We start from the raw sequence: 23,481 nt of genomic DNA, 5'->3' as shown, positions 1-23,481 counted from the left end.
CGAGCCTTTGCCTAAGCGGAGGCCGTCCGGTCGATCGGCAGGACATAGCCCTTCCAGTTGGCCGGCTCCGCGATCTTTTCATAGAGCGCGACCGCCGGGGCGTTCTTGCCCGGGACGATCCAGCGCAACTCGGTCCAGGACCGCTTGGCGCCTTCGCTGACCAGCGTCTCGATCATCCGTCTGGCGACGCCCTCGTTGCGCGCGTCCGGGTGCACGTAGATCTCGTCGAGCTGTCCGGACCGAAGGCCGGTGATGATCTCCGGGAGATCGAAGAAGATCGCGAAGCCGACAAGCTTTCCGTCGACTTCCGCGCCGATAACCTCGGCGGCGCGGTCGCCGAGAATGCGTTCGGCATAAAACTGGTCGGGCCGGCGCGGCGCGCCGCGCTTCAGCGCCTGTGCGTATTCCGCGATCAGCGGTGCCAGGGCGAGCGCATCGTCTGGGCCGAGCGACTTGATGGTGATCTTGCTCATGAAAACTCCGCAAAAAGGACAGTCCGCCGGAGGAGTGGACCGGGTCGCCACCTTGCCCTCAAAAGCCCGGCTATTTCAACTGTCTGGTCACGCGGCAATTGACGCGTCGAGGCGGGCGAGGCCCGCCTTGAGCGCCGCGACGCAGGTCGCATCGAAGGCACTGCCGGTGTCCTTGTCGAGAATGGCAAGCGCCTGCGGGATCGGCATGGCGGCACGATAAGGCCGTTCCGCCGAAAGCGCATCGAAGACATCGGCGACGGTAAGGATCCTGGCTTCCAGGCAGATTTCCTCGTCCTTCAGGCCGTGCGGATAGCCCTTTCCGTCCAGCCGCTCGTGATGCGCGCCGGCGACGGGGGCGATGTCGGCAAAGGCGGACACGCGCTCGAGAATGCGCTCGCTGTGCCAGGAGTGGCTGCGAATGCTGGCCCATTCCGCCTCGTCCAGCTTGCCGGGCTTGTCGAGCACCTGGTTGCTGACGCCGAGCTTTCCCAGGTCGTGCAGCATCGCGGCGCGGCGAAGCCAGCGGCGATGGTCGTGGTCAAGGCCCAGTTCCTCCGCGATCAGGTCGGTGTAGAGCGTGACCCGGTCGGAGTGATCGGCGGTATAGGGGCTCTTTGCGTCAACCACGTCGGAAAAGGCCTCCGCGACCGCGTCGAGATAGTCCTCATCCACAGGTTGGGTCGATTGCGGGGCCATGGAAAAGACGTCCCTTGCGAGGTCATCGGCGGCAAGACGATCCCAGAAGCCGGGGCGCTGCGAAGCCGCAAGGAAGGCGTCGACCAGGTCCGGCGCGAACCAGGTGCCTGCCCGGTTGGCGATTTCCTTTTCCGCTTCGGCGCGGCCATGCTCTTGAAAGAAGACGTCGGCGACCTGAGCCAGCAGGGCGATATTGGCGGATGTGGGGATCGCGTCGCCGGTCAGCCCTTCCGGTTTTCCCGACCCGTCCCAATGCTCGTCGAGCGCGCGGATCCCCTCCTGGACGGCCTCGGAAAAGCGCATCTTCGCGGCGATGTCGGCACCGCGGTGGCAGCGGGTCTCGATCAGCTCGCGCGCGATTTCCCCGCCGTTCTGCACCACATGGACAAGAGCGCGGATGCGTTCGCTCAACCCCGATTTCAGGCCGGTCTTCTTGAACACGAAGCGCAACGCTGCGCTCAGCGAGCCGTCGATGGTCTTGAAGTCGTGCTTGAAGGAAATGTCGTCGGTCAGATAGAGGTCGCAGATGCGCGCGGCATTGCTGCTGCAGCCGAGATCCTTGAGCAAAAGCGTGTAGTAGAGATCGGCGCGCTCGGTCTCGGCGAGGCCGAGTTCCGCGCCGATGGCCGTTCCGATCCAGCAACAGCGGATGCAGTGCCCTTCGGGCTGACCCTCGGTCATGTCGAGTGCGTAGCTCAGCGAGCCGAGCAGTTCGGCCGGGTTAAGGCTCCGGCTGGGCTGGCGATCCCGGTTGTCCTGATAATGGCTGCGTGCCAAACCACATCTCCATCTGTCCAAGGCTTCCCAAGCCTCTTCATGAAAATACGATGGAGCGCTTAAGAAGTCGTCTCCGCGAATTTGAGGGGTTTCCCTGTCGATTGACGGGATCGCCCGGGGCGATAGCATGGCGGACCTTCTTCGCGCCTCCCGCCTGCCTCTTTCGCCGGATCCCAAACGATCATGCCAAGCCAAGTGAACCGCCTGCGCGCCACGATGATCGGCGGGACTGCCGTCTTGATGTGGTCGACGCTCGGCCTGTTCGGCGCTGCGTCGGGCGCGGTGCCGCCGTTTCTGCTCAATGCCCTGTGTTTCGGCTTCGCCGGCCTTGCCGCCACGGCCTGGCTGGCCCTGCGCGGTCGCCTGTCGTTGTTGCGTCAGCCGGCGAAGGTCTACGCCTTCGGGATCCTCGGGCTGTTCGGGTTTCACTTCTTCTATTTCACGGCCATTCGCAACGCACCGCCGGTCGATGCCAATCTGATCAACTACACCTGGCCGCTGTTGATCGTGGTGTTCTCGGCCCTCCTTCCGGGAGAACGGCTGAAGATCCAGCATGTCGTGGGAACGCTGCTCGGTCTCGGCGGGGCGGCGCTGCTGATCTTGCGGGGTGACGGGCTTGCGCTTGAGGGCGACGCAACGCCCGGCTATCTCGCCGCGGTGGCCTCCGCGTTGTTCTGGTCCGGCTATTCGGTGTTGTCGCGCCGGCTCGGGCGGATTCCAACGGAAGCGGTTGCGGGCTTTTGCCTCGGCACGTCCCTGCTGGCGATTGTCGCGCATCTGGCTTTCGAGGCGACCGTCTGGCCGCAGGGCGTCGGCGAGTGGTCCGCGGTGCTCGGGCTTGGCGCCTTTCCGGTCGGGCTTGCCTTTTTCGTCTGGGACATCGGCGTCAAGCGCGGCGATATCCAGGTGCTGGGCGCCTTTGCCTACACGGCGCCGGTCTCCTCCACCCTTTTGCTGATCGCCTTCGGGTTCGGCAATTTCACGCCAACGGTTGCGATGGCTTGTGTGCTGGTGACGCTCGGCGCCTTCGTCGCGGCCAAGGACATGCTGTTTCGCCAGCGCAACGAAAAGACGGGTGGCGTGGCCGCAGGCGAGCGCGTAGAGGAATGAAGGCGTCTGGCGCTCGACCGGGTCGGGCGCAGAAGCTGAAGGAATGGATTTTAGTCGACAGAGGATGCCACGACCCATGATGACGCAAACCGCCATTCGTCCCCGCCGCAGCGTTCTCTACATGCCGGGCTCCAATGCCCGTGCGCTGGAAAAGGCAAAGACGCTCGATGTGGATGCGTTGATCCTCGACCTGGAAGATGCCGTCGCACCCGACGCCAAGGAGATGGCGCGCGCCCAGGTGCGCGATGCCGTCGCCGCCGGCGGATACGGGCACCGCGAGGTGGCGATCCGCATCAATGGTCTCGGCACGCCCTGGGGCGCGGACGATCTTGCCATGGCGATCGCGGCCGCGCCCGATGCCATTTTGGTACCGAAGGTCTCCGCCTCGGCCGACCTTGAGCGGGTCGCGCATCGTCTGAACGGCGCCCGCGTTCCCGCACGGGTCGAAATCTGGGCGATGATGGAAACCCCTCTCGCCATGCTCAACGCGCGCGAGATCGCCTCGGCCGCCGCCAACCCGGAGACCCGGCTCGGCTGTTTCGTCATGGGAACCAACGATCTGGCCAAGGAGACCGGCGCGCGTCTGGTGCCTGGCCGTGCGCCGATGATGTCCTGGTTGATGGGGTGTGTCGCGGCGGCTCGGGCCTATGGCATCGACATCGTCGATGGCGTCTTCAACGGTCTGGACGATGCGGCGGGCTTCGAGGCGGAATGCGCGCAAGGCGCGGACATGGGCATGAACGGCAAGACACTGATTCACCCCAGGCAGGTGGCGCCCTGCAATGCGGCGTTTTCACCCGCGCCGGCGGAGGTCGACTGGGCGCGCCGGATCATCGCGGAATTCGAAAGGGAAGAAAATGCGGACAAGGGCGCGATACAGGTCGAGGGGCGCATGGTAGAGCGGCTTCACGCGGACATGGGCGCCCGCCTCGTTGCGATCTCGGATGCGATTGCCGCCCGCGCATCCTGATCGGCGCGCCAGACAAGGAACATTGCAATGAAACTCTATCGCTATCTCACCGGGCCCGACGAAAGCGCGTTCTGCCACCGCGTGACCGCCGCGCTCAACAGCGGCTGGGACCTGCATGGTCCGCCGAGCATGACCTATGACGCCGGCAAGGGCATCGTCGTTTGCGGACAGGCGGTGACCAAGGACGTCGGCGGCATGACCTATTCGCCCGACATGAAGCTGTCGGACTACTGACGCTTCGAGGACAGAAGACGGCCGGCGCGTCTCACGCGTCGGCGTCGTCTTCCAGCGTGTGCCGGTTGATCATCGGCAGCTGCGCCAGGGTGAAGGCGATGGTGATCGGCATGACGCCGAATACCTTGAAGGACACCCAGAAATCCGTCGAGAAGCTGCGCCAGACGACTTCGTTCAGCGCGGCCAGAAAAAAGAAAAACAGCCCCCAGCGGAACGTGAGCTTGCGCCAGCCGTCATCGTCCATGCGGAACACGCTGTCGAAGACATAGCCGAGCAGCGAGCGGCCGAACAAAAGGCCGCCGAGCAGGATGGTGCCGAACAGCGCGTTGACGATGGTCGGCTTGAGCTTGATGAAAAGCTCGTCGTGCAGCCAGAGCGTCAGGGCGCCGAAGACCAGCACAACGACACCGGAAACGACCGGCATTATCGGAAGGCGTCGTGTCAGCGCATAGGACACGGCAAGCGAGGCGGTGATCGCCACCATGAAGACGGCGGTCGCCAGAAAGATCGGGTCGCCGAGCGACGCCAGCACCGGGAACGCCTCGATAACGGCCTCGCCCCGCGCGTTGGCGAAAAAGAACAGCACCAGGGGCCCGAGCTCGAGAACCAGCTTGAGCAGCGGCGAGAGTTCCTTGCGGTCGGCGGCATTGGGCTGATGTTCGAATTCCATGCCTTGTCAGATCTCCTGTCCGGCGATTGCTGCGGCGAAATCCTGCGCGCGGAAGGCTTCGAGATCGTCGACGCCTTCGCCCACGCCGATGAAATGCACCGGCAGCTTGTGCTTGGCGGCAATGGCGACAAGAATGCCGCCGCGCGCCGTTCCGTCGAGCTTGGTCATTACCAGGCCGGTGACGCCGGCCGTGCGGCCGAAGATCTCGACCTGGTTCAGCGCATTCTGGCCGGTTGTGGCATCCAGCGTCAAAAGCACGCTGTGCGGCGCCGACGGGTCGTGCTTGCGGATGACGCGCACGACCTTTTCCAGTTCCGCCATCAGCTCGGCCCGGTTCTGCAGGCGCCCCGCGGTGTCGATCAGAAGCACGTCGCAGGCGGCCGCGCGGGCTTCGCGCATCGCGTCGAAAACGAGCCCGGCCGCATCCGCTCCCGTGTCGCGCGCGACGACGGGCGCGCCGGTGCGTTCGCCCCAGATCTTGAGCTGTTCGACGGCGGCGGCGCGAAAGGTGTCGCCGGCGGCGAGCATCACGGATTTTCCCTCGGCGCGGAGCTTGGCCGCGAGCTTGCCGATGGTTGTCGTCTTGCCGGTGCCGTTGACCCCGACCACGAGAATGACATGGGGGGCGTGCGCCGTGTCGATGGTGAGCGGCGTTGCCACGGGGTCCAGCACCTTCGCGACTTCCTCGGCCAGGATCCGGCGGACTTCTTCGGCGCTGACTTCCTTGTCGAAACGGCCGTCGCCGATGCGCTCGGTGATCGCCATGGCCGTGTCCACGCCGAGGTCGGCCTGGATGAGAAGATCTTCCAGATCCTCCAGCGTGGCCGCGTCGAGCTTGCGCTTGGTGAAAAGCGCGGTGATCCCGCCGGTCAGCGAGGACGACGAGCGCGACAGGCCGGCCTTCAGCCGCGATAGCCAGGATTTCGGCTTCTCGTCCGGGGCAGCCGGGGAGACCACCTCCGGCCCGGGGGGCGGAACGACTTCTATTGCCTGGGAGGGCACGTCTTCCTCCGGCGCCGCAGGCGTTTCCGCCTTTGCGACCTCGGGGTCTGCCGCCGCGCCCCGTGCGGCGGGCTCTTCGGGCGCAGGCGTCTCGGCTTCCGGCTCGGAAAGCGGTGCGTGCTCGGTGTCGTCGGTCGTTTCCTCCGGAACCGCTTCGCTCGGCTTTGAGCCGAACAGCCGTCCGAAGAGGCCGCGTTTTGCTTCGCTCATGCGATCAGGCTGCCTGTGTGTCGAGAGGTGTCGCGAGAAGGTGACGCCCGGTATGCCCGCTGATGCGCAAGGTGACAAGGTCGCCGGCGCATACGTCCGGCACGTCCGCCTGCTGGAATTCGACCTGGGTGAATTGCGCGCTGCGGCCAAGGCCCTCGCGTTCCACGAGGATTTCGCGGGTCTTGCCGACTTCGCCGTCGAGGTGGGCGGTCAGAGCCGCCTGACCCTTCTGGCGCAGCCGTGCGGCGCGTTCCTTGACGAGGGCGCGCTCGAGTTGCGGCATGCGCGCCGCCGGCGTTCCCGGGCGGGCGGAGAAGGGGAACACATGCAGATGCGTCAGCCCGCAGTCGTCGACGATGGCGAGCGTGTTTTCAAACATCGTCTCGGTCTCGGTCGGGAAGCCCGCGATGATGTCCGCACCGAAGACGACGTCGGGACGCGCCGCGCGCACCTCCTGGCAGAAGCGGATGGTGTCGGCGCGCAGGTGCCGCCGCTTCATGCGCTTGAGGATCATGTCGTCGCCCGATTGCAGCGACAGATGCAGATGCGGCATCAGGCGCGGCTCGTTCGCGATCAGCTCCATCAGGGCCGGATCGGCCTCGATGGAATCGATCGACGACAGCCGAAGCCGGTCGAGGCCGGGGACATGCTTCAGGATCTTCTGCGACAGATCCCCCAGCGTCGGCGTTCCCGGCAAATCGCCGCCGTAGCTGGTGATGTCGACGCCGGTCAGCACGATCTCGCGGTGGCCGTTGTCGACGAGGCGGGCGATCTGGTCGACCACGGCGCCCATCGGCACGGAGCGCGAGTTGCCGCGCCCGAAGGGGATGATGCAAAAGGTACAGCGGTGATCGCAGCCGTTTTGCACCTGGACAAAGGCGCGGGCCCGTCCCTCCAGTCCGTCGATCAGATGCGAGGCGGTCTCGCGCACGCTCATGATGTCGTTGACGCGGACCTTTTCGCTGTCGTCGATGCCGAACTGCGCGACGCGGCCGTAGGAGGCGCGCTCCAGCTTTTCGGAATTCCCGAGCACGAGGTCGACTTCGTCCATGCCGGAGAAGGTCTCGGTTTCCGTCTGCGCGGCGCAGCCGGTGACGATGATGCGGGCGTCGGGGTTTTCCCGCCGCGCCTTGCGGATCGACTGGCGCGCCTGGCGCACGGCCTCCGCCGTCACCGCGCAGGTGTTGATCAGGATCGCGTCGGAGAGGCCCGCAGCCTCCGCTTCGCGCTTCATCACTTCCGACTCGTAGGAATTGAGCCGGCAGCCGAATGTCACGACGTCGACGCTCACGATACCACCTCCAGATGCGGGCGGTCGCCGGGCGCGGTCTTGCGGTGGGTCAGGTCGGACAGCTCCAGGGCGCCTTCGTATTCGATCTCGGTCGCGCCGGTCATGATGATGTGATCGTCGCTTGCGCGCCATTCGATATGGAGCGGCCCGCCCGGCAGATGCACCGTGACGCCGCGGCCCGTGCGCCGGTCTCGTGCGGCGGCAACCGCGACCGCGCAGGCGGCGGTGCCGCAGGCCTGGGTCAGGCCGACGCCGCGTTCCCACACGCGGATCTCGATTGCGTCATCGGACAAGACGTGGGCAAGGGAAATATTGGCGCGCTCGGGAAACATCGGGTGGTTTTCCAGCAGCGGCCCGACCCCTGCCAGATCATGGGCGTCGAGGTCGGCGACCCAGAAAACGGCATGCGGATTGCCGACATTGACCACGCCCGGCGTGTGCAGCACCGGCGCGTCGATCGGCCCGACCTGCAGCTCGATGGCGCGTGTGTCGTGAAACTCTTCCGCCAACGGGATCTCGTTCCAGGCGAACTTCGGAACGCCCATGTCGACGCTGACGCGGGCCGGATCGTCGGTGGCAAAGGCGATCAGAAGGCCGGCATTGGTTTCGATGGTCGCGCTGTCGCGGCCGCTTTCTTCCATCAGCAGGCGCCCGACGCAGCGCGTGGCGTTGCCGCAGGCGTCGACCTCGCTTCCGTCACGGTTGTGGATGCGCATGAAGGCATCGGCCCCGGCCGGGCTCGTTTCCACCGTGATCATCTGGTCGAAGCCGATGCCGGTCTCACGGTCGCCGATGGCCTGGATCGTCTCGACCGGCAGGCGCAAGGGATCCTTGCGGGCGTCCCAGACAACGAAATCATTGCCGAGCCCGTTCATCTTCAAAAAGGGTAGCATGCGCGCGTTCATCGTCGAAGATGCCTGTCGTGGCGCGCCTCGCGCGCCGAATGTGTCAGCGAAACCGTATACAGCGCCTATATGGCGGAAAAGCGCGCGCGGTTCCAGTGCCGCGCGCGCTCTCGCCGTGTTGCAGATCGACCCGGTCGGTTCAGCGCCGGGCCCCTTCACGGATGAAGGTGCCGCGTTTCAGGTCGGTGACCGCCTCGATCAGTTCCTGACGCGTGTTCATGACGATCGGCCCGTGCCAGGCAACCGGCTCGCGGATCGGCGCGCCGGAGACGAGCAGGAAGCGGAGGCCGTGCTCGCCGGCCGTCACCGTCACCTCGTCGCCGGTGCCGAAGCGCACCAGCGTGCGGTCCCCGCTTTCGTCGCGCACATGGATCTCGCGTCCGTCGATTTCCTTTTCCAGCAGGATGCCGGAGGGGGCTGAGGCGTCGCGGAAGCTGCCCGAGCCTTCGAAGATATAGGCGAAGGCCTGACGGTAGGTGTCGACTGGAAAGCGTTTCGTGCGTCCCGCCGGAACCGAGATGTCGAGATAGCAGGGGTCGGCGGCGATCCCGTCGACCGGACCGCGTTTGCCCCGGAACTCGCCGCAAATCACCCGGACGACCGTGCCGTCGTCGTCGAGGATCTCGGTGATCTCGCCCGACGGCACGTCCTGATAGCGCGGCGCGGTCATCTTCAGCGAGGACGGGAGGTTTGCCCAGAGCTGGAAGCCGTGCATGCGTCCGCGGGTGTCGCCCTGTGGCATCTCCTGATGCATGATGCCGCTGCCGGCCGTCATCCACTGTATGTCGCCCGCCCCCAGCGTGCCGCGATTGCCGAGGCTGTCGCCATGATCGACGGTTCCCGCCAGCACATAGGTGATCGTCTCGATCCCGCGGTGCGGATGCCAGGGAAAGCCGGCCTGATAATCCTGCGGATGTTCGTTGCGGAAGTCGTCGAACAGCAGGAAGGGGTCATGCGCCGTCGGCTCGCCGAAGCCGAAGGCCCGGTGCAGCTTGACGCCGGCGCCTTCCAGCGTCGGCTGGGCGGCGGAAACATGCGTGACGGGTCTGACCGACATGAGGTGTCCCTTTCTGTTCGCTTCGCAGCCTGGGCAAAGCGCAACGCCAGTTGTTGTTTCCGCAAAGATAGGCGTCCGGTGGCGTCACACCAGTCGTCAAGGTCTCAACGCACCGTTCACGCTCTCCGCCTCAATCGACGAAAATCGCCGATCCCGGCCCGCAGCGTTCGAGCAAAAGGCGCATGTCGCGTTCCGCGACGGCGACACAGCCTTCCGTCGGCGTGTAGCCGGGCCGCGCGAGGTGGAAGAAGATCGCGCTGCCGCGTCCGGGCACGGCCGGATGCAGGTTGCAGTCGAGCACCACGACGATGTCATAGAGCGGATCGTCGCGCCACATCGCCTCGTGGGAGGCCGCGAACGGACACCGGACGAGACGGTTGTAGCGCGGATGACCAGGGTCGTCGCACCAGCCCATCCAGGGGCGAAGCGCCGTGACCGGGAGCCGGGTGCGGGGGCGCTGCCCCCGGTCCGGCCGATAGTAGACGGTCAGCAGCTCGAACCGGCCGGCGGGCGTGGCGCCGTCGCCCTCGCGCTTGTCGCGGGTGAGGCCGCCGCGCCCGATCGCGCAAGCGACGTCGAGCGATCCGCAGACCAGGCGGCCGCGCGTCGCTTCGGCGGAGAGGCTGCGAACGTGGAGACGGGGTGGGGCCGCGAGCGGGCGTGGCGGCATGGCGATCAGTTCCTCGGTCGTTTTCCGTGGCCGCATCGGGCGCGTGTTCACCGGTCGGTAAAACCGGCGTGATCCAATTGTGTTGGCCCGCCTTGCGATTTTGGTCAATAGCCGCTCGCGAAACCGCGTGGACTTGCTTAAGTGAAAGAAGATTGATTTGATTCCGCAAGACCCTGTGACGGAAGGACAGCCCATGAGCGCACGCAAGATCCTGATTGTCGACGATGACAACGATCTGCGCGAGGCCCTGGTCGAACAGCTCTCGCTTTATGAAGAGTTCGAAACGCTCGAGGCGGAAACGGCGGCGAAGGGTATCGCGGCTGCCGAAGGGGCGCATGTCGACCTGCTGCTGATGGATGTCGGGCTGCCCGATATTGACGGGCGCGAGGCGGTGAAGCTTCTGCGCAAGAAGGGCTTCAAGGCGCCGATCATCATGCTGACCGGGCATGACACGGATTCCGATACGATTCTGGGGCTTGAGGCCGGCGCCAACGATTACGTCGCCAAACCGTTCAAGTTCGCCGTGCTGCTGGCGCGGGTTCGTGCACATCTGCGCCAGCACGAGCAGAGCGAGGACGCCGTTTTTTCCATCGGACGCTTTTCCTTCCGCCCCGCGCAGAAGCTGATGACCGACGAATCCGGTGGCAAGATCCGGCTGACGGAGAAGGAAACCTCGATCCTGAAGTTTCTTTACCGCGCCGGCGAAAAGCCGGTCACCCGCGATGTTCTTCTGACCCAGGTCTGGGGCTACAATTCGGGTGTCACCACCCATACGCTGGAAACGCACATCTACCGGCTGCGCCAGAAGGTCGAGCGCGATCCCTCCAATGCGGAGCTTCTGGTGACCGAAGCGGGCGGTTACAAGCTGGTTCCCTGAGATGTTCCAAGCGGTTTTGATGGGCAGGACCGGGCTTGCATGGCAGGCGAGCGACATTCGGCCCTTGTGCAAATCGCAGCCTTCGGCGTAATGCTCTTGGCATGAGTCTCGCTCGGGATATGGATCTTTTACGTCAGGTGCCGCTGCTCTCCGAATTTCCGGACGAGCAATTGCGGCTGCTTGCGTTTTCGGCGGAAAACGTGAACTACCGGGACGGGGAGGTGCTTTTCATCTCCGGCGAGCGAGCCGACGGCGGACTGGTCGTCGCCACAGGTTCCGTTTCCCTGGAAGGCGAAGGCGGGTCGGACGAGGTGCTCGATAGCTTCGGACCCGGATGCCTGATCGGCGAGACCGCGCTGCTGGTGGAGACCCGACGCCCGGCACGGGCGGTGGCCAATGGAGCGACCGAGGTCATCCGTATCCGCCGTGCGCTGTTCAAGCGCATGCTGCAGGAATTTCCTGATATCGCGCGCCGCCTGTTCGAGGCGCGGACGAATGCCTTCGTTGCAACCTCGCAGGCGCTGTCCCGCGTCGGGGCCGTGCTGGAGCAGATCGAGCGCGAGAACGTCGAGGTTCGCGCCGAGCGTCGCCGCGCAGAACACGCGCGCGACGACGATCAGCCGTAACGACAGGCTGACGATCAGCCGACCGTCAGGGTCACCGGAATGTTGCCCCGCGTCGCGTGCGAATAGGGGCACACCACATGTGCCTTGTCGACGATCGCCTGCGCGTTTGCCTTGTCCATTCCCGGAGCCGTAATCGTCAGGGCGACCTCGATGCCGAAGCCGCCGCCATCGTCGCGCGGGCCGATGCCGACGTCGGCGGCAACCGAGAGGTCGTCGGGGAGCGTCACCTTTTCCTGACCTGCGACGAATTTCATCGCGCCAAGAAAACAGGCCGAGTAGCCCGCGGCAAAGAGCTGCTCGGGGTTGGTGCCCTTCCCGCCGTCGCCGCCAAGTTCCTTGGGCGTGGACAGCGTGATGTCGAGCCGGCCATCGTCGCTGTGAGCGGTGCCGGTGCGGCCGCCGGAGGCCTCGGCATGTGCCTTGTAGAGAATGCTCATCTTGAAAACTCCCTTGCGAAATGTCGCGAATGAAATTCAATAGCGCAAAATTAAATTGCATACAATTAGATTTTGCGAAGCTTGACAGCTGAGGGCGACCTGCCCGATTGAACGGTTCGAGGATCCGAGAAAGAGCACCGCTATCATGACGACCCGCGCCACAGATTCCGACCCCGACGCCAATCTCCTGCTGTCGCGACAGCTGTGTTTTGCGCTGCATTCCACAACGCTTGCGCTCGGGCGGGTCTATGCGCGGGTGCTTGCACCGCTCGGTCTCACCTACACGCAATATCTGGCGATGCTGGTGCTCTGGGAGACGGACACCGTCCCGGTGAAACGGCTTGGCGCGCGGTTGATGCTGGATTCCGGTACGCTGACGCCGCTGTTGAAGCGGATGGAAACGGCCGGTCTCGTGGCGCGGCGGCGCGATCCCGAGGATGAGCGCCGGGTGCTCGTGACGTTGACGCAGGCCGGGGCCGCGCTCAAGGAACAGGCCCGCGACGTGCCGCTGCAGATCGCCGGGGCCTGCCGGGCGTCGGGTCTGGACCTTCGGGCGCTGAAGACGGACCTCGAGGCCTTGCGCAGTGCGCTTGGCGGGACGTCTGCCCCCCCGCAATGAAAACGCCCGGCGCGGGGCCGGGCGTTCGAATTCTTGAAACCGGAAGCGGCTTTGGCCTCCGCAGGCTGCGATGCCTTACGCCCAGGGGCGGGTTTCCGCCGTTGCCTGCTCGAAGCGGTCGATGGACGGCGCCTTTTCCATGGTCAGGCCGATGTCGTCGAGACCGTTCATCATGCAGTGCTTGCGGAAGGGGTCGATGTCGAAGGTGATGACGCCCCCGTCCGGGCCGCGGATTTCCTGCGCTTCCAGATCGACCGACACTGTGGCATTGGCGCCGCGCTTGGCGTCGTCCATCAGCTTTTCCAGGTCGTCTTCGCTGACGACGATCGGCAGGATCCCGTTCTTGAAGCAGTTATTGTAAAAAATGTCGGCGAAGCTCGTCGAGATCACGCAGCGGATGCCATAGTCGAGCAGCGCCCAGGGGGCATGCTCGCGGCTCGATCCGCAGCCGAAATTGTCGCCCGCGACCAGGATCTTGGCGCCCTTGTAGGCCGGCTGGTTGAGCACGAAATCCGGGTTTTCCGAACCGTCGTCATGGGTGCGCATCTCGTGGAACAGCGCGCTGCCCAGTCCCGTGCGCTTGATTGTCTTGAGGAACTGCTTGGGGATGATCATGTCCGTGTCGATGTTGATGATCGGCAACGGCGCGGCGACACCCGTCAGCTTGTCGAATTTTTCCATTTTTCCGGGATCTCCTGGGGATCGAAAGAAAGGAACCTGCTTGCAGGCGATGCTCAGGCTGCGAGGCTCGTCGCCGCGTCGACACCGAGCATCAGGTTGAGATTCTGGACGGCGGCGCCGGACGCGCCCTTGCCCAGATTGTCGTAGACGGCCATGAGCACGGCTTGCGCGCGGCTGTCGTCGGCAAAGACATGCAGGCGCATGCGATTGGTGCCGTTGAAGGTTTCCGGGTCGAGCTCCGGTGTGCGGTCGACGTCGGCGAGCGGCGCGACATCGACGAAGCTGCCATCAAGGCTTGCGAAATGCGCCTCCAGCGCTGCGTGCAGATCCGCTCCGCTCGGCACCTTGGCCAGGGCTTCGAGCCTGAGCGGCACGGATGTCACCATGCCTTGCGCGTAATTGCCGACCGAGGGGATGAAGATCGGCGTCGAGGCAAGCGTCGCATAGTGCGCCAGCTCCGGCAGATGCTTGTGGCGAAAGCCGAGGCCGTAGGGGAGATACGGCGGCTTGTTCGCGCCAGGCGCCTCATAGGCCTCGATCATCTGGCGGCCGCCGCCCGAATAACCGGAGATCGCATTGATCGTGACGGGATAGTCGGCCGGCAGCAGGCCGGCTTCGATCAGCGGGCGCAGGCAGGCGATCACCCCTTGCGGGTAGCAGCCGGGGTTGGAAACCCGTTTGGAGGCGGCAATCGCCGCGCCTTGCGTCTTCGTCATTTCCGCAAAGCCGTAGTCCCAGCCGGCCTCGGTGCGATGTGCCGTCGAAGCGTCGATCACCCGCGTGGTGTCGCTTTCGATCAGCGATACGCTCTCGCGCGCGGCATCGTCCGGCAGGCACAGGATCGCGACATCGGCCGCGTTCAGGCAGTCGGCGCGGGCGGAGAGATCCTTGCGCTTGTCGGCGGGGATTGAGATCAGTTCCAGGTCGCGACGACGCGACAGCCGCTCGCGGATCTGGAGACCCGTCGTACCGGCTTCACCGTCGATGAACACTTTCGCGACCATTGCCCTTCTCCAATAAATTCCTGCCGCGCGGACTGCGCGGGCATTCGCAGAGCGTTCTACACCACGCCCTGCCGGTTTGTCATGCTTTCACGCGGGCTTTCCCGCCGGTGCGCCAGTGCCGCCCGGGTCTCAGCGCGCCATGCCGTGATACTCGGGGTTCGGGCGCATGTCGGTTGCCGCGGCGACCCGGTTCGACATGTTGAAAAAGGCGGCAACCGAGGCGATGTCCCAGATGTCACGATCGCTGAAGCCCGCATCGCGCAGCGCCTGACGGTCCGTTTCCAGAATCTCGGCCGGGCGTTCGGTGAGCTTGACCGCGAAATCGAGCATGGCGCGCTGGCGCTGGCTCAGATCGGCAACACGATAGTTCATCACCATCAGCTCGCCGAGCTCAGGATCGCCGGAGAGCTGGCGCACCGCCGCGCCATGAGCAGTGAGGCAGTAGAAGCAGCGGTTTACCGCAGAGACGGCGACCGCGATCATCTCGCGTTCGAGTTTGCTCAGACCGCTGTCGGCAAGCATCAGGTCGTTGTACATGGCCGTGAAGGCGTCGAACTTGTCCTGATTGAAGGAATAGGCGGTCAGGACATTGGGCACGAGACCGAGCTTTTCCCGGCACTTTGCGAAATAGGCCTCGGTTTCGCCGGACAGCGGCGTCTCCTGCGGCAGTTCCAGTGCCACCGGTGGCTTGGACGTGCTCATGATTTTGCCTTTTCCTTCCTGTTTCTGGATCCGGCGCCTGTCCGGGCCCTCACTTTAGGCACGACTTTCGTGGAAGTCATTCCATCGTCGGCAGTCTCGGCCTAGCATGCGCTGGATCGGGGATGCCAGCGGGGCGAATCACTTGCGTGGCCCGGAGCCCGATCTGCGATGACATTCATGAAACACCGGCGATGCAGATGACTGCGCCGGATGGTGGGGGACAATGCCCGAAGTACGAGACCAGGCGAAGGCCACGTTGATTGACGCCGTGGTGGCGGAACTCGAACCGGAAGTTGGAGCGTTTGCGCGGGACCTCTTCGCGCGCGGGGCGGCGGAGGACGTCGTCGCCTATACGGTTTCCGACCTGGTCGCCGTGGCGCGCACCTCCTGGAAGGAGGTTGGCGCGCACCCCACCGGGACCCACCGCATTCATATCTACAATCCCGACTCGTCCGGAGACGGCAGCCGGGCGGCGGATGTGACGATCGTCGAAATCCTGAATGACAACATGCCGTTCCTGGTCGATTCCGTCATGGGAGAGCTTCAGGCGAGCGGCTTCGAGGCGCGTCTCGTCCTGCATCCGATCCTGTCGGTTGCGCGCGACGACACCGGCGCGTTGGTCTCCTATCAGGGCACGGGCAAATCCGGCGGTGCGGAGTGTCGGCGCGAAAGCCTCATTCATATCCACGTTGCACGCATCGATACGGTGCAGGAGCGCACGCAGCTGGCCGAGCGCCTCGAGGCGGTGATGAACGACGTGCGCGCGGCCGTGCGCGACTGGACGGCCATGCGCGACCGCCTGGCCGCTGCGATTGCGACCTACAAGGAGAACCCGCCCCCGGTCCCGGTCGACGAGCTGGCGGAAGGCGTCCAGTTTCTCGAATGGCTTGCGGCCGACAATTTCACGCTGCTCGGCATGCGCGAATACTATTTCGAGGGCGGCGTCTCGAAGGGCGAGTTGTCCCACAAGAAAGGCTCCGGCCTGGGCCTTCTGGCGGATCCCGATGTGCACGTGTTGCGCCGGGGATCGGAATTCGTCGTGATCACGCCGGAAATCCGCGACTTCCTGATGAAGCCGGAGCCGCTGATCATCGCCAAGGCGAACGTGAAGAGCCGGGTGCATCGCCGGGTGCACATGGACTACGTCGGGGTGAAGCTCTTCGACGACGAGGGCGAACTCGTTGGCGAACTGCGTGTGGTCGGCCTGCTGACGGCGACCGCCTACACGCTTTCCACCAAGAACATTCCTTTTCTCCGCCGCAAGATCGACAGTGTCCTCGATCGCGCCGGGTACGATCCCGACAGCCATTCCGGACGGGCCCTTCTCAACGTCCTGGAAAGCTATCCGCGCGACGAGCTGTTCCAGATCGATCCTCAACTTCTTTATGAATTCGCGACGGCGATCCTGCAGCTCGACGAGCGTCCGCGCATTCGCGTGCTGGCCCGCCGCGACCGGTTCGACCGCTTCGTCTCGATCCTGTGTTACGTTCCGCGCGATCGCTACACGACCGAAGTGCGCCTGCGGATCGGCGCCTATCTCGCCAAGGAGTTCGACGGACGCCTGTCGGCCTGGTACGTCGCCTATCCCGAAGGCCCGCTGGCGCGGGTGCATTTCATCGTCGGCCGCGACCAGGGCGAAACCCCGGATCCGGGACAGGACACGCTGGAGCAGGCGGTTGCCGGCATCGTGCGCACCTGGACCGACGACCTGCGCGACGCGTTGCGCGCCGCCTATGGCGGACACAAGGCGCTGGAACATGCGCAGCGCTACGCCGATGCCTTTCAGGCGGGCTATCGCGAGGTCTATTCCGCCGAAACGGCGCTTGAGGACATTCGGATCGTCGAGAAGCTGAGCGACGAGGCTGATACCGCGCTCACCTTCACCCGCCGGGAGCAGGACGCGCCCAACCGCGTGGTCTTGAAGGTCTACCATCATCTCGTGCCGATCCCGCTGTCGGCGCGTGTGCCGATCCTGGAAAACATGGGGTTTCGGGTCATCAACGAGCGGACCTACCGGCTCACGCCGGATGAGCGCCCGCTCGCCTATCTGCACGAACTGTCGCTCGAGCCCGTCAACGGCGGCGAGATCGACCTGACGGACGATCTCAAGCTCCGCCTCGAGGCACTGTTCATGGCGATCTGGCGCGGCAACACCGAGTCCGACGGCTACAATGCGCTGGTGCTGTCGGCGGGACTGGGCTGGCGTGACATCTCCATGCTGCGCGCCTTGTCGCGCTATTTGCGCCAGGCGGGCATCCGCTATTCCGAAGACTACATGTGGCGCACGCTCAATCGCTATTCTGCCGTGGCGCAGAAGCTCGTCGAGATGTTCCATCTGCGCTTCGATCCCGACCCCAACGGCGAGGATCGGACGCTTGGCGCGGAGCGCGTCGAACGCGACCTGCTCGACAGTCTGGATCAGGTCGACAGCCTCGACGACGATCGCATCCTGCGGCGCTTCGACAATGTCATCAATGCGATGCTGCGCACGAATTTCTTCCAGATCGATGCCCATGGTCTGCCGAAGCAGACCTTCGCCTTCAAGCTCGATCCGCAGCGCATCGAGGAATTGCCGCTGCCGCGACCGTTCCGCGAAATCTTTGTCTACAGCCCGCGGGTCGAAGGCGTGCATCTGCGCTTTGGCAAGGTTGCGCGCGGCGGACTGCGCTGGTCGGACCGGGCCCAGGACTTCCGCACCGAGGTGCTCGGCCTGGTGAAGGCCCAGCAGGTGAAGAACGCGGTGATCGTGCCGGTCGGTGCCAAGGGCGGGTTCGTGCCCAAGCATCTGCCGGTTGGCGGCAGCCGCGACGAGGTCTTTGCGGAAGGCACGAAGGCCTACAAGATCTTCATTTCCTCGCTGCTGGATGTGACCGACAATCTGAGCGGCGACACCATCTGGCCGCCGGAACGCGTCGTGCGTCATGACGACGACGACCCCTATCTGGTGGTTGCGGCGGACAAGGGCACGGCAACCTTCTCCGATACGGCAAACGCGATTTCCGAAAGCCGGAATTTCTGGTTGGGCGACGCCTTTGCCTCAGGCGGATCGGCCGGCTACGACCACAAGAAGATGGCGATCACCGCGCGGGGTGCCTGGGAGGCGGTCAAGCGCCATTTCCGGGAAATGAACCGCGACATCCAGACCGAGCCCTTCACGGTTGCCGGTGTCGGCGACATGTCGGGAGACGTCTTCGGCAACGGCATGCTGTTGTCCAAGGCCATCCGTCTGGTGGCTGCCTTCGATCATCGCGACATCTTCCTCGACCCGGACCCCGACCCGGCGACCACCTGGACGGAGCGTCAGCGGGTTTTCGACCTGGGACGCTCGTCCTGGCAGGACTATGACACCTCGCTGATTTCGAAGGGCGGCGGTGTGTTCTCGCGTCAGTCGAAGTCGATCGATCTGTCGCAGCAAATACAGGCGTTGCTCGGGCTTTCGAAGTCCAAGGCGACCCCGCAGGAGGTGATCAACGCGATCCTCAAGATGGACGTGGACCTGCTCTGGTTCGGTGGCATCGGCACCTATATCCGCGCCGCCGGCGAAAGCGATGCGGATGTCGGCGACCGTGCCAATGACGCGATCCGCGTCACCGCCGGTGACGTCGGCGCGAAGGTGATCGGCGAGGGGGCCAACCTCGGCATGACCCAGCGCGCGCGCATCGCCTTCAACCGGCGCGGCGGTCGGTGCAATTCCGACGCGATCGACAATTCCGCAGGGGTGAACTCCTCCGACATGGAGGTGAACATCAAGATCGCGCTGGGCGCGGCGGTGCGGGCCAACACGCTGACCGTGGCCGATCGCAACGTGCTGCTTGCGGAGATGACGGAAGAGGTCGCGGCGCTGGTGCTGCGCAACAACTATCTCCAGACGCTGGCGATCAGCCTTTCGGAAACGCGAGGCATGGAGGAATTCGGCTATCAGCGCCGGATGATGCGCCAGCTGGAACAGGCCGGGTTGCTCGACCGGGCCGTCGAGGAACTGCCGGATGAGGTCGCGCTCGACGAACTGGAGGCGACCGAGACCGGGTTGACGCGGGCGGAGACCGGTGTGTTGCTCGCCTACGCCAAGCTCACGCTCTATGACAAGCTTCTCGACAGCACGGTTCCCGACGACGCCTATCTGGCCAAGGAGCTGTTCCGCTATTTCCCGGTGCAGATGCAGGAACGCTATGCGCAGGAAGTCGAGGGCCATCGGCTGCGGCGCGAGATCATCGCCACGATGCTCGCCAACTCGATGATCAACCGGGGCGGGCCGACCTATCTGACCCGGATCGCTGACCAGACCGGTGCGGATTCCGCGCATATCGCACAGGCCTTCGCGGTTGTTCGCGACGCCTATGGCCTGACCGCTCTCAATGGCGAGATCGACGCCCTCGATACGAAGGTCGATGGCGCGCTGCAGCTCTCGCTCTATGGCGCGATCCAGAACCTGGTTCTCGAACAGTCGGTCTGGTTCCTGCGCAATGTCGACTTCGCAGACGGGCTCGAGGCCCAGGTGCTGCGCTTCCGTTCCGGGATCGAGGCGCTTGCTCCGTCGCTTTCCGACGTGGTTCAGGAGGCGATGCGGGCGGAGATCTCCGCGGTCGCCGCGCGTCTCGACGAAGCGGGCGTGCCCGAGGCTCTGGCGCAGCGCATCGCCCGTTTGCCGCTGGAAGCCGAGGTGCCGGACATCGTGCTTGTCGCCGAACAGAGCGGGCGGGCCTTGCCTGAGGTCGCCGAGGTCTTCTTCAAGGTCGCGGGGCACTTCCGGCTCGGGGCCATGGAGGCGAAGGCGCGCGAGCTGCGGATCCTCGACTATTACGACGGTCTGGCGCTCGACCGCGGCCGGGCAACGCTGGCCGGCGCGCATCGCGATGTCACCCGCGATGCGCTGGCGGCCGGCGGGTTCGAGGCCTGGCTTGATGCCAAGGAGGCGCAGGTGGTGCGCACCGCACGGGCGGTCGGCGAGATCATGGAGGGCGACCTCACGGTCTCGAAGTTCTCGGTCGCCGCCAGTCTTCTGGCCGAACTCGCGCAATGAACGAAACGGGCGCAAGGCCGCCTGCCATGACCGCCGGTCCGGAGCCTGGCTCCGGACCGGCACCCGCGCTCAGACGCGGGGCCGTGCCGGCCTGGCTCCTGTTTGACTGGGCGGCGCAGCCGTTCTTCACCTTGGTGACGACCTTCGTCTTTGCGCCCTATTTCGCCTCCGCCGTTGCCGCGACGCCGGCCGAAGGGCAGGCGCTGTGGGGGTATGCCACGGCCGCTGCCGGGCTGGCGATCGCGCTGCTTGCACCGGTGCTCGGTGCGATCGCGGACCGCACCGGAGCCCGAAAGCCCTGGATCGCCGCTTTTTCCGTGCCCTTCGTTGTTGGTTGCGGCCTTTTGTATTTCGCGGTCCCGGGCGGTGCGGGCAGCATCGCCATTGCCCTTGCGGGCTTTGCCATCGCGACGCTCGGCGTCGAATTCGCCACCGTCTTCACCAATGCGATGATGCCGGATCTCGTGCCGCGCCAGCGGCTGGGGCGGTTGTCGGGACGCGGATGGGCCACAGGCTATGCCGGCGGTCTGGTCTCGCTCGTCATCGCGCTCGGGCTGATGGCCGCCAATCCGGAGACCGGGCGAACGCTGCTTGGGCTTGAGCCGGTCCTCGGTCTCGATCCGGTCCTGCGCGAGGGCGACAGGGCTTCCGGCCCCTTCTCGGCGCTCTGGTATCTCGTTTTCGTGCTGCCGTTGTTCGTTCTGGTACCGGACGTTCCGCGTCGGGCCGTCAGGCTTGGCACGGCGGTTGGGGAGGGGGTGTCCGACCTTGCCCGCACGTTGCGCATGGCTCGCGCCAATCGTCAGGTGCTGACGTTTCTTCTGGCCAACATGATCTACAAGGACGGTCTCGTCGCGCTTTTCGCCTTCGGCGGCATCTATGCGGCCGGCGTTCTCGACTGGTCGAGCGTCGAGATCGGGACCTTCGGCATTTTGCTGACCATCACCGGCACCTTTGGCGCGGTGATCGGTGGTCGGCTCGACGACCGGCTGGGGCCACGACCGGTGATCGCCGGCGCGCTTGTCGTGCTCGTCCTGTGCGGGTTGGGTCTCGTCTCCGTCGACCGGGACACGGTGTTCTTCATCGTCGACGTCGCGCCGCCCTCAACGGGAGGAGGGCTGTTTTCGACCCTGCCGGAGCAGGTTTTCCTGGTTCTGGGGGGCGTGCTTGGAGCGGTCGCCGGCCCGCTTCAGGCGGCGTCACGCACGCTCCTTGTCCATCTCGCGCCGCGTGACGCGGTGACGCAATATTTCGGCCTGTTCGCGCTCTCGGGCAAGGTGACGAGTTTTCTCGCCCCGCTCTCCGTCGGTCTGGTGACGGCGGCAACGGCCAGCCAGGCCGCCGGCATGGCGGTGATCCTGGCGTTTTTCTCGGTCGGTTTGTGGTTGCTGTTGAAAGTCCGCGATCCGCGGTCCGCCCCTTGAAGGAAGCGGACCGCGGATGGGATCAAGATTGGCCGACGGCCTTGACGGCCGCCGCGCGGGGAAACCGGATCAGCCGACAGCCTTGACGGCCGCGCGTTCCGCGCGCTTGCGATCATGCGGATCGAGCAGCGCCTTGCGCAGACGGATGTTCTGCGGCGTCACCTCGACCAGTTCGTCGTCGGTGATGTAGGACAGCGCACTTTCCAGCGACAGGCGGATCGGGGTGGTGAGGCGGACCGCCTCGTCCTTGCCCGACGAGCGCACGTTGGAGAGCTGCTTGCCCTTGAGCACATTGACCTCGAGATCGTTGCCCCTTGTGTGCTCGCCAACCAGCATGCCGCGATAGACCTTGACGCCCGGATCGATCAGCATCGGGCCGCGGTCCTCAAGGTTGAAGAGCGCATAGGCGACCGCCTCGCCGTCGCCATTGGAGATCAGCACGCCGGTGTGACGGCCCGGAATCTCGCCCTTGAACGGAGCATAGGCGTGGAACACGCGGTTGAAGATCGCGGTGCCGCGCGTGTCGGACAGAAGCTCCGACTGGTAGCCGATAAGGCCGCGCGTCGGGGCGTGGAAAACGAGCCGGCTGCGGCCGCTGCCGGAGGGACGCATTTCCAGAAGGTCGGCTTTGCGCTCCGACAGCTTCTGCACGACGATGCCGGAGTGTTCCTCGTCGACGTCGATGATGACTTCCTCGATCGGCTCCAGCCGCTCGCCGTTCTCGCCGGTCTGGAACACGACGCGCGGCCGGCCGACGCAGATCTCGAAGCCTTCACGGCGCATGTTCTCGATCAGGATCGCAAGCTGAAGCTCGCCACGGCCGGACACGATGAAGGCGTCCGCCTCGGGCGAATCCTCGATCTGCAGCGCGACATTGCCTTCCGCCTCGTCCATCAGACGTTTGCGGATGACGCGTGACTGGACCTTGTCGCCCTCGGTGCCGGCCAGCGGACCGTCGTTGACGAAGAAGGTCATCGACAGGGTCGGCGGATCGATCGGCTGCGCGGGAACGGGTTCGGTGACCTCGGGCGCGCAGATCGTGTCGGAAACGGTCGCCTCGGAAAGACCGGCCACGGAGATGATGTCGCCGGCGACCGCCTTGTCGATCGGCTGGCGCTCGAGGCCGCGAAACGCCAGGACCTTGGAGATGCGGCCGGTTTCGACGGTCTTGCCGTCGCGCGACAAAGCCTTCACGGCCATGTTCGGCACGGCTTCGCCGGAGATGACGCGGCCGGTCAGGATACGTCCAAGGAACGGGTTCGGCTGAACGGTCGTCGCCAGCATGCGGAAGGCCCCTTCCTCGGCGGACGGGGCCGGGATGTGCTGTTCGACGAGTTCGAACAGCGGGTCCATGGAGTCCATCGGACCGGCGGGGTCGGTGGCCATCCAGCCCTGTTTGGCGGATCCGTAGAGCACGGGGAAGTCCAGCTGGTTCTCGTCCGCATCGAGGGCCGCGAAAAGGTCGAATACCTCGTCGAGCACCTCTTCCGCGCGCTGGTCCGGCTTGTCGATCTTGTTGATCGCAACGATCGGGCGCAGACCGAGCTGCAGCGCCTTGCCAAGCACGAATTTCGTCTGCGGCATCGGGCCTTCGGCCGCGTCCACCAGGAGAACGACGCCGTCGACCATGTGCAGGATGCGCTCCACCTCGCCGCCGAAGTCGGCGTGTCCCGGCGTATCGACGATGTTGATGCGCGTGTCGCCATGGGTCAGCGATGTGACCTTGGCCAGAATGGTGATGCCGCGCTCGCGTTCCAGGTCGTTGGAATCCATCATCCGCTCTTCCGTCTTCTGGTTTTCGCGGAAGGAGCCGGATTGCTTCAGGAGCACGTCAATCAGCGTCGTCTTGCCATGATCGACGTGCGCAATAATGGCGATGTTACGCAGGTTCATGTGGGGTCGTGCTCCAAAAAATATACCGCGGGCCCCTCGGACCCGCGGATTTTCGCGCCCCTCTATAAACCGGGGGACGGTTTCTTGCAATGCAGCAAACCGCAGGGGCACCTTGACAGAGCCGCATGGCTGC

21 protein-coding genes are annotated in these 23,481 nt (G+C 65.1%); 8 read left to right on the top strand and 13 right to left on the bottom strand.

Translation table 11 applies throughout. The annotated features are described in order from the left end of the window. Positions 1–11: 11 nt before the first annotated feature. Complete coding sequence (locus G572_RS0107730; protein ID WP_029057977.1) at positions 12–473, bottom strand: GNAT family N-acetyltransferase; 462 nt, start codon at positions 471–473, stop codon at positions 12–14. An 87-nt stretch (positions 474–560) separates the two neighbouring features. Further along, entirely contained in the window at positions 561–1,850 is a 1,290-nt protein-coding gene (locus tag G572_RS0107725; protein ID WP_084649992.1) for an HD-GYP domain-containing protein, read from the bottom strand. 279 nt (positions 1,851–2,129) lie between these two features. Between G572_RS0107725 and yddG the strand changes: the two genes are divergently transcribed. The 3 genes from yddG (at position 2,130) to G572_RS0107710 (ending at position 4,260) form a co-directional block, all read left to right on the top strand. Continuing rightward, positions 2,130–3,056 (top strand): aromatic amino acid exporter YddG, encoded by a 927-nt coding sequence (yddG, locus tag G572_RS23020; RefSeq protein WP_051241977.1) that lies wholly within the window; start codon positions 2,130–2,132, stop codon positions 3,054–3,056. A gap of 76 nt (positions 3,057–3,132) precedes the next feature. Further along, positions 3,133–4,026, top strand: a complete 894-nt coding sequence (locus G572_RS0107715) for an HpcH/HpaI aldolase/citrate lyase family protein (RefSeq protein ID WP_425423422.1) — start codon at positions 3,133–3,135, stop codon at positions 4,024–4,026. A gap of 27 nt (positions 4,027–4,053) precedes the next feature. Then, positions 4,054–4,260: a DUF1737 domain-containing protein gene (locus G572_RS0107710; RefSeq protein ID WP_029057974.1), complete on the top strand. Its 207-nt coding sequence runs from the start codon at positions 4,054–4,056 to the stop codon at positions 4,258–4,260. Between the two features lie 31 nt (positions 4,261–4,291). On the opposite strand, the gene G572_RS0107705 is transcribed toward G572_RS0107710, so the two are convergent. From G572_RS0107705 to G572_RS0107680, 6 genes are all read right to left on the bottom strand, one after another. Continuing rightward, positions 4,292–4,930 carry a septation protein A gene (locus tag G572_RS0107705; protein ID WP_029057973.1) on the bottom strand — a complete coding sequence of 213 codons (639 nt, stop codon included), beginning with the start codon at positions 4,928–4,930 and terminating at the stop codon, positions 4,292–4,294. 6 nt (positions 4,931–4,936) lie between these two features. Next, positions 4,937–6,142: a signal recognition particle-docking protein FtsY gene (ftsY, locus tag G572_RS0107700; protein WP_029057972.1), complete on the bottom strand. Its 1,206-nt coding sequence runs from the start codon at positions 6,140–6,142 to the stop codon at positions 4,937–4,939. A gap of 4 nt (positions 6,143–6,146) precedes the next feature. Beyond that, complete coding sequence (gene mtaB, locus G572_RS0107695) at positions 6,147–7,433, bottom strand: tRNA (N(6)-L-threonylcarbamoyladenosine(37)-C(2))-methylthiotransferase MtaB (RefSeq protein WP_029057971.1); 1,287 nt, start codon at positions 7,431–7,433, stop codon at positions 6,147–6,149. Continuing rightward, complete coding sequence (dapF, locus tag G572_RS0107690) at positions 7,430–8,326, bottom strand: diaminopimelate epimerase (protein ID WP_245566179.1); 897 nt, start codon at positions 8,324–8,326, stop codon at positions 7,430–7,432. Before dapF ends, mtaB begins: the two co-directional genes overlap by 4 nt. A gap of 151 nt (positions 8,327–8,477) precedes the next feature. Next, complete coding sequence (locus tag G572_RS0107685) at positions 8,478–9,395, bottom strand: pirin family protein (protein ID WP_029057969.1); 918 nt, start codon at positions 9,393–9,395, stop codon at positions 8,478–8,480. A gap of 130 nt (positions 9,396–9,525) precedes the next feature. Next, on the bottom strand, positions 9,526–10,101 hold the full coding sequence (locus G572_RS0107680) for a L,D-transpeptidase family protein (RefSeq protein ID WP_245566178.1): 576 nt from the start codon (positions 10,099–10,101) through the stop codon (positions 9,526–9,528). A 157-nt stretch (positions 10,102–10,258) separates the two neighbouring features. Here G572_RS0107680 and G572_RS0107675 point away from each other — a divergent pair, with 157 nt between their 5' ends. Together G572_RS0107675 and G572_RS0107670 are read left to right on the top strand one after the other, a co-directional pair. Beyond that, positions 10,259–10,942: a response regulator transcription factor gene (locus G572_RS0107675; protein ID WP_029057967.1), complete on the top strand. Its 684-nt coding sequence runs from the start codon at positions 10,259–10,261 to the stop codon at positions 10,940–10,942. Positions 10,943–11,061: 119 nt separating this feature from the next. Then, complete coding sequence (locus tag G572_RS0107670) at positions 11,062–11,568, top strand: cyclic nucleotide-binding domain-containing protein (protein WP_208979063.1); 507 nt, start codon at positions 11,062–11,064, stop codon at positions 11,566–11,568. A gap of 14 nt (positions 11,569–11,582) precedes the next feature. On the opposite strand, the gene G572_RS0107665 is transcribed toward G572_RS0107670, so the two are convergent. Next, a complete protein-coding gene (locus G572_RS0107665; RefSeq protein ID WP_029057965.1) occupies positions 11,583–12,005 on the bottom strand; it encodes an organic hydroperoxide resistance protein in 423 nt (140 codons plus the stop codon). A 145-nt stretch (positions 12,006–12,150) separates the two neighbouring features. Between G572_RS0107665 and G572_RS0107660 the strand changes: the two genes are divergently transcribed. Beyond that, positions 12,151–12,624, top strand: a complete 474-nt coding sequence (locus G572_RS0107660; RefSeq protein WP_029057964.1) for a MarR family winged helix-turn-helix transcriptional regulator — start codon at positions 12,151–12,153, stop codon at positions 12,622–12,624. 75 nt (positions 12,625–12,699) lie between these two features. Here the strand turns inward: G572_RS0107660 and leuD are convergent, their stop codons facing one another. The 3 genes from leuD to G572_RS0107645 form a co-directional block, all read right to left on the bottom strand. Further along, complete coding sequence (gene leuD, locus G572_RS0107655; RefSeq protein ID WP_029057963.1) at positions 12,700–13,305, bottom strand: 3-isopropylmalate dehydratase small subunit; 606 nt, start codon at positions 13,303–13,305, stop codon at positions 12,700–12,702. A gap of 53 nt (positions 13,306–13,358) precedes the next feature. Further along, positions 13,359–14,309, bottom strand: a complete 951-nt coding sequence (argC, locus tag G572_RS0107650; protein WP_029057962.1) for an N-acetyl-gamma-glutamyl-phosphate reductase — start codon at positions 14,307–14,309, stop codon at positions 13,359–13,361. Between the two features lie 129 nt (positions 14,310–14,438). Beyond that, positions 14,439–15,011: a peroxidase-related enzyme gene (locus tag G572_RS0107645; protein WP_037546217.1), complete on the bottom strand. Its 573-nt coding sequence runs from the start codon at positions 15,009–15,011 to the stop codon at positions 14,439–14,441. Positions 15,012–15,234: 223 nt separating this feature from the next. Between G572_RS0107645 and G572_RS0107640 the strand changes: the two genes are divergently transcribed. Next, a complete protein-coding gene (locus G572_RS0107640; protein ID WP_029057960.1) occupies positions 15,235–20,031 on the top strand; it encodes an NAD-glutamate dehydrogenase in 4,797 nt (1,598 codons plus the stop codon). Positions 20,032–20,057: 26 nt separating this feature from the next. Further along, a complete protein-coding gene (locus G572_RS0107635; protein WP_037546323.1) occupies positions 20,058–21,455 on the top strand; it encodes an MFS transporter in 1,398 nt (465 codons plus the stop codon). A 69-nt stretch (positions 21,456–21,524) separates the two neighbouring features. Here G572_RS0107635 and typA read toward each other — a convergent pair whose 3' ends face one another. After that, entirely contained in the window at positions 21,525–23,348 is a 1,824-nt protein-coding gene (gene typA / locus G572_RS0107630; RefSeq protein WP_029057958.1) for a translational GTPase TypA, read from the bottom strand. Positions 23,349–23,481: the final 133 nt, after the last annotated feature.

This window comes from Stappia stellulata DSM 5886, assembly GCF_000423705.1.
In the GTDB taxonomy this organism is placed as follows: Bacteria; Pseudomonadota; Alphaproteobacteria; order Rhizobiales; family Stappiaceae; genus Stappia; species Stappia stellulata.
This window is presented reverse-complemented; position numbering and strand designations above follow the sequence as displayed.

Bases quoted from the DNA above. Each gene is read 5' to 3' on its own strand.
- G572_RS0107680 (WP_245566178.1), bottom strand. From the start codon at position 10,101: ATGCGGCCACGGAAAACGACCGAGGAACTGATCGCCATGCCGCCACGC.
- G572_RS0107635 (WP_037546323.1), top strand. From the start codon at position 20,058: ATGACCGCCGGTCCGGAGCCTGGCTCCGGACCGGCACCCGCGCTCAGA.
- argC (WP_029057962.1), bottom strand. From the start codon at position 14,309: ATGGTCGCGAAAGTGTTCATCGACGGTGAAGCCGGTACGACGGGTCTC.
- G572_RS0107660 (WP_029057964.1), top strand. From the start codon at position 12,151: ATGACGACCCGCGCCACAGATTCCGACCCCGACGCCAATCTCCTGCTG.
- ftsY (WP_029057972.1), bottom strand. From the start codon at position 6,142: ATGAGCGAAGCAAAACGCGGCCTCTTCGGACGGCTGTTCGGCTCAAAG.
- yddG (WP_051241977.1), top strand. From the start codon at position 2,130: ATGCCAAGCCAAGTGAACCGCCTGCGCGCCACGATGATCGGCGGGACT.
- typA (WP_029057958.1), bottom strand. From the start codon at position 23,348: ATGAACCTGCGTAACATCGCCATTATTGCGCACGTCGATCATGGCAAG.
- G572_RS0107640 (WP_029057960.1), top strand. From the start codon at position 15,235: ATGCCCGAAGTACGAGACCAGGCGAAGGCCACGTTGATTGACGCCGTG.
- G572_RS0107665 (WP_029057965.1), bottom strand. From the start codon at position 12,005: ATGAGCATTCTCTACAAGGCACATGCCGAGGCCTCCGGCGGCCGCACC.
- G572_RS0107645 (WP_037546217.1), bottom strand. From the start codon at position 15,011: ATGAGCACGTCCAAGCCACCGGTGGCACTGGAACTGCCGCAGGAGACG.
- G572_RS0107715 (WP_425423422.1), top strand. From the start codon at position 3,133: ATGATGACGCAAACCGCCATTCGTCCCCGCCGCAGCGTTCTCTACATG.
- G572_RS0107670 (WP_208979063.1), top strand. From the start codon at position 11,062: ATGGATCTTTTACGTCAGGTGCCGCTGCTCTCCGAATTTCCGGACGAG.
- dapF (WP_245566179.1), bottom strand. From the start codon at position 8,326: ATGCTACCCTTTTTGAAGATGAACGGGCTCGGCAATGATTTCGTTGTC.
- G572_RS0107685 (WP_029057969.1), bottom strand. From the start codon at position 9,395: ATGTCGGTCAGACCCGTCACGCATGTTTCCGCCGCCCAGCCGACGCTG.
- G572_RS0107675 (WP_029057967.1), top strand. From the start codon at position 10,259: ATGAGCGCACGCAAGATCCTGATTGTCGACGATGACAACGATCTGCGC.
- G572_RS0107725 (WP_084649992.1), bottom strand. From the start codon at position 1,850: ATGACCGAGGGTCAGCCCGAAGGGCACTGCATCCGCTGTTGCTGGATC.
- G572_RS0107710 (WP_029057974.1), top strand. From the start codon at position 4,054: ATGAAACTCTATCGCTATCTCACCGGGCCCGACGAAAGCGCGTTCTGC.
- G572_RS0107730 (WP_029057977.1), bottom strand. From the start codon at position 473: ATGAGCAAGATCACCATCAAGTCGCTCGGCCCAGACGATGCGCTCGCC.
- G572_RS0107705 (WP_029057973.1), bottom strand. From the start codon at position 4,930: ATGGAATTCGAACATCAGCCCAATGCCGCCGACCGCAAGGAACTCTCG.
- leuD (WP_029057963.1), bottom strand. From the start codon at position 13,305: ATGGAAAAATTCGACAAGCTGACGGGTGTCGCCGCGCCGTTGCCGATC.